Here is a 10,337-nt window from a genome sequence, read left to right as displayed (position 1 = left end):
GGCGTATCTGAAAATGTCTGTGGAGATGATGGGACGGGGGCTTTGCCTAGTTACCAATCTGTGAAGCAGAAACTCTTAGGTGTGAATCTAAGAATCCCCTGTTAGATTGCTTTAGCAATTAACGGGGGAGTATGTCAATGGCCTTCGAGTTGTTCGATCTGTTCTTGGCGGGCTTCGTTGGGGTCAAGTCGGTTGCTGGGGTCAAAGATGCCGCTGATCCAGTTGACGGTTCCAGTGCGGAGGCTGTAGCTCCAGCCGCTGAGGGGTTGGGGGAGAAATTTATCGCCCGACGTGAAGAAAACGATCGCAGCCAAAGCCAGACCAAACGTAATTGAGCCTTTAATTTTGAGGAGTACCATGATCACACCATCCAACGTTAGAGCGGGTCTCTTTCATCATCGGAGTTTAGGGCTGTTCCTGCCAACCTGAGAAACACTCAAGTTTGGACGGGGTGAGGTTCTAGTACAGCGTCAAGACTTACTATTCGGATTGTCTTGAATGTCCAACGCTCAACGTGACGGTGCGTTACGCTTCGCTAACAGCACCCTACAAATATCCTAATTCTTAGCATTGACGCTGCTCTAGGGTGATGCGGCGACTCGGTTTTCGAGACGGAGGGCGGCGATCGCAAAAATTTCTGCTAATGCCTGGGCTTGTTCCTGCTCTGGGCTGTTTTGCAGGCGGGTTTCAAAGGCAGCGAGGATGCTTTCTTTGGTGTGGTGACCCACGGCGATGATAAATGGGAAGCCAAACCGCTTTTTGTAGGCATTGTTTAACGCGGTGAACTGGTCATATTCTGTGGGACTGAGGTGATTGAGGCCGACGCGGGTTTGTTCTTGGACGGAAGCATCGGCCATTTTGGTGCGACTGCCGAGGTCGGGATGGGCTTTGATCAGGGCGAGTTGTTCGGATTGGGGGAGCGATCGCACCACATCCACCATCGCCCCATGGAGGAGATCGCGATCGCGAAAGGGTCGGGCGTGCCAGGCTTGACAGGCGATGCTGGGGGTTTCTTCAAAAATGCCATCGAGCGCCGCCGTAAACGCCGCTTGGTCGAGGGCGTTCAATTCAGCGATCGTGTAGTGATGGAGCGTAGACATGGGTGTTTCCTTTGTCGGGGTTCGGTGTATTGAGTTCAGCCTATCGTTTTCGTCCGCGATGCTCAACTGCACCATTCACGATCCAAGGGCTGCACCGCTGCGGGACAGGTTCGATGCGTCCTTGTTGGGGCCTTGTCTTGCTCCTGATGGTGCTGCCAGCGGATTGCACCCGCCCACAAGACTGCCAAGAGTAACCCCGCCGTGAACCACAGTTGCCGCCACCGACGCGATCGCGCTTCCCGCTGCCGCAGGGCCACACTCGCCACAATCCATTCCCGTGCCTTGGGGGCTAACTCTGTATCCCGTTGGGCAAGCCACTGTTCTGCTTCTGTGAGAGCCATACCCTGCAAGAGCTTGTCGTCGTCAGATCTGGCGTGATGCCATTGCTGCCACTGGGAACGCGATCGCTCCTGCCAGAGTTGAAACCCCCGATCCTCCAGGAGCCATGATTGAAACCGATCCCAGGCATGGATTAACACCTCATGCACCAATTCCACCCGATCCGACTCCACCACAAGCAACTGATGATCCGCCCAATAGGTGAGGAGATCGCGATCGCCGAGATCGTCGAGGGGGATGGAGCGACGGACTGGGGCTGTCCCCTGGCCGGGTTGGACTAAGCGGGTAAACAGGCGGCGGGTTTGCGCCTGTGCGGCTCTGTTTAAGTGATGGTAAGCCTGTTCCGCATAGCGAGCGATCGCCTGCTCCACGCCCCCGATCGCATCGTAGGCGTGGTGGGTGAGTTGGTGCGATCGCAACCCTTCCGGCTCCTGCTCCCGTTGGTAGTTCCAAAGACGGGTCAGGGCAAATTCCAACCACGGCAACCGGCCGGGTTCATTCTCCACCGCTGCGATCATCCGTTCCGTCAAACCCGATTCCAGACTCACACCCACCGCCTCGGCAGGCTCAACAATCGCAGCATGGCACGCCTTCGGGGTCATGGGCATTAATAATTCTGGCTGATGGCGACAGAGCAGCGGTGCAAGCTGGGCATCGGTGAGGGCCGCTTCGAGAAAATCGGCCCTCAAGGTGAGAATAACGGTCAATTTAGGGGTGTGCCAGGGTGAGGCTGTGGTATCAGCCGCATGGACAGGGGAGAGAAAAACCTCTAAAAATTCCGCTTGGGTGGTGCGATCGCACCCCGTAAACAGTTCTTCAAATTGATCCGCGATCAATAGCAAACGAGGTTGCTGCTGATGCTGCAACGCACTTTTAATCACCGCCAAAAAATTCGCCTCCCCCGTCGCCAACTTTAATGCCAGCAGGGGATCAGGTTCCGGTAGCAGCTCCATTAAAGCAGTAGCAAGGTTGTGGAGCGGGGTCGTGCCAGGACGAAAAATTGCGATCGCCGCCTCCGATGCAAACTGCGGGACTAACCCCGCCAACACCAAGGACGATTTCCCCATCCCCGCCGCTCCGATCAACGCCACCAACGGCTGACTATAGACCCCATAGGCCAAACGCTCCACCATCGTTTGCCGTCCCCGAAACACCGCCGCATCCACCGCCGTAAATGATCCCAACCCTCGATAGGGACAGGGTAGGGTCGCCGTCGGATTCAGATCATCCCAGGTTAAAACCCCATAGCTCTGGGCGAGTTGTCCCCCCATCGCCGGGTAGTACACCATCGGCAGCCCCATCCCCTCCAAACCGTCTAAGTCCACAGCCTGTAACTGCGCTTGAGCCGTACGCACGGCTAACGAAAGGGGCTGTCCCCGTTGAAAATTCCGTAAAATCTGATGTAAAACAATGTGCGCCACGGCATCCGACACCGGCTCACGCATCACAATCGTGTACAACCCCAAGGCCGCTAAGGTCGGGACGAATGCCAGGCCATCGATAATGTTCAGCAGCACCACCACAAGCCCCTGTTTCACCGCTTTTTTGAGGCCATGGTGTAGCATCTGAGCGGTATTTTCTGGGTTGAGGTGCGCCCCCGACAGGCAGAGAATATCCCATCCCTGAGCATCCCAGAGGTGTTGATGGAGTTGAGCGCGGCTCGGTGCAATTAACCGACATAATTCGATGGCGGGGAGGGGGCGATCGCGGTCTTCCGGTTCGGACTGCTGGCCCAACACCATCAAGATGCGGAGAGGCTGGAGGGCGGTACGATCGCGTGGCTTCAGTTTCCGTGCTTCGGCCCGAGGGTCAGGGGTACGGAACGCGATCGCAGCCTTGGGATACTGCGCCAACCAGTCCCACTGCTGCCACGGCAAACCCTGTAACCCCACACTCGCCTGCACCAGCACCACAATGTCATCCGTCGGATCGAGGTGAGTGCGCAGGGTATCGCCAAGATTGCCATGGGATTCGGATCGCAGCCATTGGTTGAACTGCTGGATTAGGGCGGCGGTGAGGGCTTGTCGTTGGGCGAGGTGTTCCGGAGTCGAGGCGCAGGGGTGAGCAAGCGATCGCCACTGTTCATAACATTCGGCCAAAGCCGGGTTGGGGGGCAAACGGTCAACAATGCGGGTCGGTGTTGCCTGACCCCCGGCCTGAATTTCGAGGGTTAGCGTGACGACCTGGTTTAAATCTCCATCACAGTCGAGCAGAACTAACACCATAAAATCGGCGCGAAGGGAAAATGGACAACTCACCTTCATCCTATCGGTTCCCTTTCCACTCCGGGCGAGTTTGCGCGCATCAAGAAAAATTCCCTCGTGGACGGTGACGGATCAGCAGAAAACCATACGACGAGACGCGATCCGGTTCACCCGTTGCCCCGCCATGTTCTACACTCAAATTTGTTCTGAACGAGTCCAAACTGATGGTTGAGCATATTGTTCTGTTTAAATGGCAGCCGGAGGCCACTGAAGCGGCGATCGCCGATGTGCTCGCGGCATTGCGGGGCATGGTGGGGAAAATTCCCAGTATTGTGGCGTTATCCTGTGGGGAAAATTTTTCGGCGCGATCGCAGGGCTTCACCCATGGCTTAGTCGTGCGATTCCGCGATCGTCAAGGTCTCGCCGACTACCAACCCCACCCCCTCCACCAAGACATCATCGCCACCAAAATCAAACCCATCCTCGCCGAAACCCTCGCCGTAGACTACGAGTTTTAACCGATTCCTCACCGTTCTCGATGCGTAAAAACCAAAAAACAAGGGAATCAGCCCCTTGTTTTTTGGTGATGGTGTGTCACCTGAATCTATTCATGATCTACTCTGAATTATTGATACTTAAACATCTTTGAAGGGATCGTAATTGGCTAAGAGGCGTTCTAATTTCGCTTCATCAATGCGGCTGATCATCCGTTTGGATTCTTCAATGTCGCGCACTGTTTTCGACAAACTCACCGTTGAACCCACGGAAAATAACATGCCCATTAATAGATACCCTTTAACCCAATTATCTTGATTCGGCATATACAAAATGCCGAGGAGAGTAGCCGCGATGGAAATGAAAAAACAAAGATAGGTTTGAAAGACCCAAGCATTGGTATGGACAGGTGCGGTTTGATGCTTTGTTGTTGTTGCCATAGAAACCTCGAATGGATCATGAATTGCTGAACTGTTTTTACTATGCCAAAGGGAATTGTGAGGGAACAATGAGTAACCCTGAGCCACCCGAAGGCCGAAGAGCGGGGTGTAGGGGGGTGAAGCAGAGTGTAGGAGAGTGCAGGAAATTTGCTTAGAATAGAGAAAACGTGAGGCGTGATTGTCGGCCATGTTCGAGTTTGACCAATGGGTAAATCCTGAACAGTATCAAGACTGGGTCGAGCGTTTGATTCAGCGGGTGGGGCTGACGCGGGTGCGGGCGGAATGCTTGGTGCGGCTGTGGATCTATGCGTTGGCCCACGAGGGCAGACCGGCTCCGCTGACCCAATTAACCCAACCGGCGGGCCTGGTGACCTGTAGCCATCGGCAGGCGGCGGAATTGTTCTACGGCGATAAAGAGCAGGGGAGCGATCGCTCCGCCGGAATGATGCTCGATAAACTGGCCGCCCTGGGGTTCATTGGCAAACGCTTCGACGGCAACACCACCCAAATCACCATTCAACCCCTCGCCCTCGCCCTATTTGCTGAAACCCAAGGAGAGCACCGCATCTTACCCCCGCTGCACCTGGATGATTTTGATCCCCGCTGTGATGCGATTCCCGTGGCGCAGTTGTTGGCCACAAATTACAACTGGATGAACCACAATACCGAAGCTGTACCCCATCGGATTGCGCGGCTGTTGCGGGGCTGGGCACGGCAGTATTCTGTGGGGATGCGGGTGTTGCGGCGGGACGATAATCAAAATCCGGTGGGGTTTTTCTTGCTCTATCCGGTGACGAGTGAGTCGGAGGCTAATTTTTTTGGCCCGCCGAATCGGGGGTTACATCTGAGTGCAATTCGAGAAGTAGACCCGTTTAAGATGGCGACCCCAGGAGATGCAAGCTGTGTGGCGGTGTTTATTCGCAGTTGGATGATTGCGCCGGACTATTTAAATGCCTATCGTCGGGTGTTTGTCCAGGATGTGCAAAGGACGTTGGAGCAGATGACGGTGGATTTTCCGAATTTATGCGATATTTATACGCTGATTATTCATCCTAGTTATGAGGCGTTGACGGCGGTGCTGGGGTTTCAATCCATTGGCCGCGATCCGCAAACGTCGATTCAGTGGATGTATTTTGCTTGCGATCGCTTCATGGATTTAGACCTGGACAAAGCTTTGGCCCAGTTGAACAACGGGTGATCCCCTCATCCCATGGATAGCCCACGAGATGAAGGGATCAGGAGTAGCGTCGGTGATGTTATGCCTGCATTGCGCTATGGGTTTTGTAGCCGCCGGTGAGGTTGAAGGCCTCGAAGCCGTTTAAGCGCAGAACGCGAGTAGCGTAGTAGGCTCGTTGTCCTACTTGGCAGTAGACATAAATGGGCTGATCGGGGGGGAGTTCCGTTAAGCGATCGCGCAACTCATTCAAGGGCAGATTGATCGCCCCTTCCACTGCCCCCGTCGCGAATTCCGACACCGTGCGCACATCAACGAGACAATGCGATCGCCATGCCTGATCCGACCATTGTGTGATCGGAGCATCGCCCCGGAGATGATTTGCCGCAATCATGCCGGCAAAATTGACGGGATCTTTGGCCGCGCCAAATTGCGGAGCGTAACATAACTCTGCTTCTTCGAGGTCGAAGACCGTCGCTCCCATTTGAATTGCCATTGCAATCACATCAACCCGCTTTTCCGTGCCCGATTCTCCCACGGCTTGCACCCCTAGGATTTTGCCCGTTTCGGGAGCGAATAGGAGCTTAATATCAATGGGGGTTGCACCGGGAAAATAGCCCACATGATGCCCTGGGTGGAGATAGACTTTTTCATAGGGGGTTGCAAGGCGTTGCAGCAGTTTTTCGCTGGCTCCGGTGCTGGCAACGGTGAGGTCAAAAATCCGACAAACGGACGTACCCTGAACCCCGCGAAAGGTGCTCGAACGGCCAGCGATCGCATCTGCTGCGATTCGGCCTTGACGGTTGGCCGGGCCGGCTAGGGGAATTTGGGTCGGCGTTTGGGTGACAAAATCCTGCACTTCCACCACATCCCCCACGGCCCAAATGTGCGGATCGCTGGTTTGCATTTGGTCATTGACTTGAATGCCGCCCCGTTGGCCAATAGCCAGATCCGCCGCCTTCGCCAGTTGATTTTCGGGCCGCACCCCGATCGCTAAAATCACGAGATCTGCTGTATGGCTTTGCCCTGATGCGGTGCTGACTTGGATGCGATCGCCCACCGTCGCAAACCCACTCACGCCATCCCCTAAACACAAGTTCACCCCCCGTTCCCGCAACAGATCATGCACTGCGGCCACCATTTCCGGGTCAAGGGGCGGCATCACTTGGGGGAGTTGTTCTAATAACGTCACCTGAATATCCCGATGGATCAGGTTTTCCGTCATTTCCAACCCAATAAATCCCCCCCCGACGATCACCGCCGTTTTCACCTGATGGGCTGTAATCCAGTCCCGAATCCGCCGACTATCGGGGATCGTCCGCAGGGCAAAAATTCCCGGTAAATCAATCCCCGGCAAGGGGGGACGAATGGGGGCAGCACCTGGGGCAAGCACGAGGGCATCGTAGGCTTCTTCTCGTTTTTCACCGGTTTTTAAATCTTCTACGGTGATGGTTTGGCGATCGCGATCGATCCCGCACACATTATGCTCTAGGCAAACTTGAATATTGAAGCGCTCTTGAAATAAGTCTGCATTAGCCACTAAAAGCTTAGACTCATCAACAATCACATCCCCCACATAATAGGGCAGACCACAGTTGGCAAAGGACACATAGGGGCCGCGGTCATACATGATAATTTCGGCATCTTCGTCTAAACGACGCGATCGCGCCGCACAGGATGCCCCGCCAGCGACACCCCCAACAATTAAAATACGCTGCTGAGTCATGGCTTCTTGTTCCTGTGCTCAAATTGAATGATTACTGCTTGATCCTAGACAATAGCCCAGGGCGATCGCGCTTCCTTCAAGCTCTTTTAACCTCCCCGTTGCAATAACTGTGGCTCTGCCCGGGTTCACCCTGGGCGGCCCGATTCGATCGGCTCATTCTGGAACTGCAATTTTGTATGGTGTAGTGGGACAGTGGGCGGCACAAACTCGGTAACAGGGAATTAATCGAACCATGCACCCAATCCTCTCCAACCGTAGCGACACCCTAGGGATTCATGAAACGAAAATTGCAGCGATGGTATGACTGGCTAGAGTCCAACGGAGCCGCTCCGGCCTTTGGGGGCGGCGTTTTGTTGACGATTGGTCTTTGTTTTTTCGGGGCAGCCACGAACACCATGGCGGGTTGGCTCTATGTGATTAGTGGGTTAATCCTCGCGTTACTGATCTTGGGGGCGGTCTTACCGATGCGATCGCTCAAAGCCCTCCAAGTCCAGCGGCAACCGATTACGCCGGTGAGCGTTGGGGACGTGATCAGCCTCGATGTGCAGGTGACAAACCCCACCGCCCAGCCGAAAGCACTGCTGCAATTAATCGAACTGCTCCCCAAAGCCTTGGGACAGCCCCAACCCGTCACCATTGAAGCGATCGCCCCCCAGCAAACCCGCACCTATACCACCACCACCCAAGCCACCCAGCGCGGCCTGTACCATTGGCCGGGCCTCTTTTTCCGCACCGGCAATCCCTTAGGCCTATTTTGGTGTCGGCGGTGGCGATCGCTCCCCGCCCAAGTCATCGTTTACCCGCAGATCCTGCCCCTGCGCCGTTGTCCCCTGATCGACACCATCCAACAAAACGAACAACTCAACATCCAACAAGAACACCGCTACCAAGCCGCCACCGAAGGCATCACCAAAGCCCTCCGACCCTATCGTTTTGGTGATCCCACCCGCCTGATTCACTGGCGCACCAGTGCCCGCCTCGGCAATCTACAAGTGCGCGAACTCGAAATTCTCACCAGTGGCCGCGAGGTACTGATTGCCCTCGATAGCCATGCCGTTTGGTCTCATGATGACTTTGAGCAAGCCGTCATTGCCGCGGCCTCTCTCTACTTCTACACCAGCCGTGCGCAACTTGCCGTCACCCTCTGGACAGCCGCCACAGGCACGGTACAGGGCAATCGGGTCGTACTTGAAACCTTGGCAGCCGTTCAATACCAAGAGGCACTCCAATTTGAGCGCCCCGCGACTATGCCTCTTCTGTGGTTAACGCCATCCGGGCAGGCTTCAAGCGCCTTACCCCCCGGTAGTTTAACCCTCCTCTTTGGCTCAACCTCAAGCCAAACCGCCCAAACACCGACGTTAGTGATTGAGCGCGATCGCCCTCTGATCGAACAACTCAGCCAACCCATTCAATTTCGCTAAGCGCCTAGGCAACCGCCGCCCCATGGCGAGCGATCGCCAATTGAACCAGTTGATCCACCAAATCAGGAAACGGAATACCAGAGCGTTCCCACAGTTGCGGATACATACTCAACGCCGTAAAACCAGGCATCGTATTGATTTCATTAATAAAAATCTCCCCCGTTGCCTCCACATAGAAAAAATCCACCCGTGACAGTTCCGCAGCATCCACCGCTTGAAACGCCTGGATCGCCATTTGCTGAATTCGTTGCACAATAGCCTCCGGTAATTGTGCCGGGATGGTTAACGTCGCCCGCCCATCGGTGTACTTCGTTTCATAATCGTAAAACTCAGCATCAAAGGTGATTTCCCCCACCACCGACGCTTTGGGGTGCTCATTGCCTAATACCGCACATTCCACCTCACGGCCCACCACCCCAGCTTCGACAATCAAGCGACGGTCAAACTGAGCCGCTTCCTTCAACGCCACTTCCAATTCGGGGCGCGTCTTCACCTTAGCAATCCCCACTGAAGATCCTAAATTCGCCGGTTTCACAAACGCCGGATAGCTCAGTTGGGTTTCAATCTCATCACAAAGTGTATTCAGATCGGCAGCAGGGCCGGAAAGTTGCGATCGCATCACCTCCACATACTTCACCTGCGCCAACCCCACCGCTGCAAACGCCGTCTTCATCGCCAACTTATCCATCCCCACACAAGACCCCAGCACCCCACTCCCCACATAGGGCACTTGCATCAACTGCAACAACCCCTGAATTGAGCCATCCTCGCCATTGGGGCCATGCAAAATTGGAAACCACACATCCACATCCGCCGCCTGGGGAGGAAACTGCCAGCGCGATCGTTTCGCCTCCGACGAGAGCGGAATATCCGTCACCTCTAGAGCATTATCTAAAACCTGTTGAGCCAGTTCCGGGCCCTGCCATACCCCATCCTTTTGGATATAGAAGGGCATCACACAATACTGACTTTGGTTTTCAGGTGTTGAGAATCCTTGAGCGATCGCCCGAGCCGAGACAATCGAAACCTCATGCTCCCCCGAACACCCTCCGAACAACAAACCCACAGTCAACTGCTGCACCATACCCATCATCCTCCTGCGATAAAACAAAAACCCTTGTGGAATCACCCACAAGATCCCCGCGATTCTACATCATCCCCCGCTCAACACGTAAACAGTTCAAACAAACTATGCAAACTCTTTTTTTGAGACAATCTCAAAAAAGATAAAACTGCTCAAATGCTTGCCAATCAAGGAATTTGAGGATTCCCAGGAAGTCAAAAAGCAAAATCTCCAAAAAAGGGGGTTGACAGTTCAAGGGAGGATAGATATATTGATAAATGCGCGGCAAACAAAACGCGCCCCGAACCTAGACAAAAGAATAGTTTGAGAGCCGATAAAAAGGTTCCCCGTTAAAAAAGAAACTAAGCTAAGGAT

9 protein-coding genes are annotated in these 10,337 nt (G+C 54.5%); 3 read left to right on the top strand and 6 right to left on the bottom strand.

Annotated elements, in window-relative coordinates:
• Window positions 1–134: 134 nt before the first annotated feature.
• The 3 genes from PN477_RS10550 to PN477_RS10540 all read right to left on the bottom strand — a co-directional run bounded on the left by PN477_RS10550 (window position 135) and on the right by PN477_RS10540 (window position 3,664).
• Window positions 135–359 (bottom strand): hypothetical protein, encoded by a 225-nt coding sequence (locus PN477_RS10550; RefSeq protein WP_272118654.1) that lies wholly within the window; start codon window positions 357–359, stop codon window positions 135–137.
• 222 nt (window positions 360–581) lie between these two features.
• Window positions 582–1,100 (bottom strand): 2-oxo-4-hydroxy-4-carboxy-5-ureidoimidazoline decarboxylase, encoded by a 519-nt coding sequence (gene uraD / locus PN477_RS10545; RefSeq protein WP_272118652.1) that lies wholly within the window; start codon window positions 1,098–1,100, stop codon window positions 582–584.
• 62 nt (window positions 1,101–1,162) lie between these two features.
• Complete coding sequence (locus tag PN477_RS10540; protein ID WP_272118650.1) at window positions 1,163–3,664, bottom strand: nSTAND1 domain-containing NTPase; 2,502 nt, start codon at window positions 3,662–3,664, stop codon at window positions 1,163–1,165.
• Between the two features lie 203 nt (window positions 3,665–3,867).
• On the opposite strand from PN477_RS10540, the gene PN477_RS10535 reads away from it, so the two are divergent.
• Window positions 3,868–4,161 carry a Dabb family protein gene (locus PN477_RS10535; RefSeq protein WP_272118648.1) on the top strand — a complete coding sequence of 98 codons (294 nt, stop codon included), beginning with the start codon at window positions 3,868–3,870 and terminating at the stop codon, window positions 4,159–4,161.
• Between the two features lie 117 nt (window positions 4,162–4,278).
• Here the strand turns inward: PN477_RS10535 and PN477_RS10530 are convergent, their stop codons facing one another.
• Window positions 4,279–4,578, bottom strand: a complete 300-nt coding sequence (locus PN477_RS10530) for a YiaA/YiaB family inner membrane protein (protein WP_272118646.1) — start codon at window positions 4,576–4,578, stop codon at window positions 4,279–4,281.
• Window positions 4,579–4,765: 187 nt separating this feature from the next.
• Between PN477_RS10530 and PN477_RS10525 the strand changes: the two genes are divergently transcribed.
• The gene (locus tag PN477_RS10525; RefSeq protein WP_272118644.1) at window positions 4,766–5,776 is read left to right on the top strand and encodes a hypothetical protein; all 1,011 of its coding nucleotides are present in this window, start codon (window positions 4,766–4,768) and stop codon (window positions 5,774–5,776) included.
• Window positions 5,777–5,834: 58 nt separating this feature from the next.
• On the opposite strand, the gene PN477_RS10520 is transcribed toward PN477_RS10525, so the two are convergent.
• A complete protein-coding gene (locus PN477_RS10520) occupies window positions 5,835–7,478 on the bottom strand; it encodes an FAD-dependent oxidoreductase (RefSeq protein ID WP_272118642.1) in 1,644 nt (547 codons plus the stop codon).
• 275 nt (window positions 7,479–7,753) lie between these two features.
• On the opposite strand from PN477_RS10520, the gene PN477_RS10515 reads away from it, so the two are divergent.
• Window positions 7,754–8,899 (top strand): DUF58 domain-containing protein, encoded by a 1,146-nt coding sequence (locus PN477_RS10515; protein ID WP_272118640.1) that lies wholly within the window; start codon window positions 7,754–7,756, stop codon window positions 8,897–8,899.
• A 4-nt stretch (window positions 8,900–8,903) separates the two neighbouring features.
• On the opposite strand, the gene PN477_RS10510 is transcribed toward PN477_RS10515, so the two are convergent.
• Window positions 8,904–9,980, bottom strand: a complete 1,077-nt coding sequence (locus PN477_RS10510; RefSeq protein WP_417158792.1) for a D-alanine--D-alanine ligase family protein — start codon at window positions 9,978–9,980, stop codon at window positions 8,904–8,906.
• Window positions 9,981–10,337: the final 357 nt, after the last annotated feature.

Origin of the sequence: Spirulina subsalsa CS-330 (assembly GCF_028330765.1) — a bacterium.
In the GTDB taxonomy this organism is placed as follows: Bacteria; Cyanobacteriota; Cyanobacteriia; order Cyanobacteriales; family Spirulinaceae; genus Spirulina; species Spirulina subsalsa_A.
This window is presented reverse-complemented; position numbering and strand designations above follow the sequence as displayed.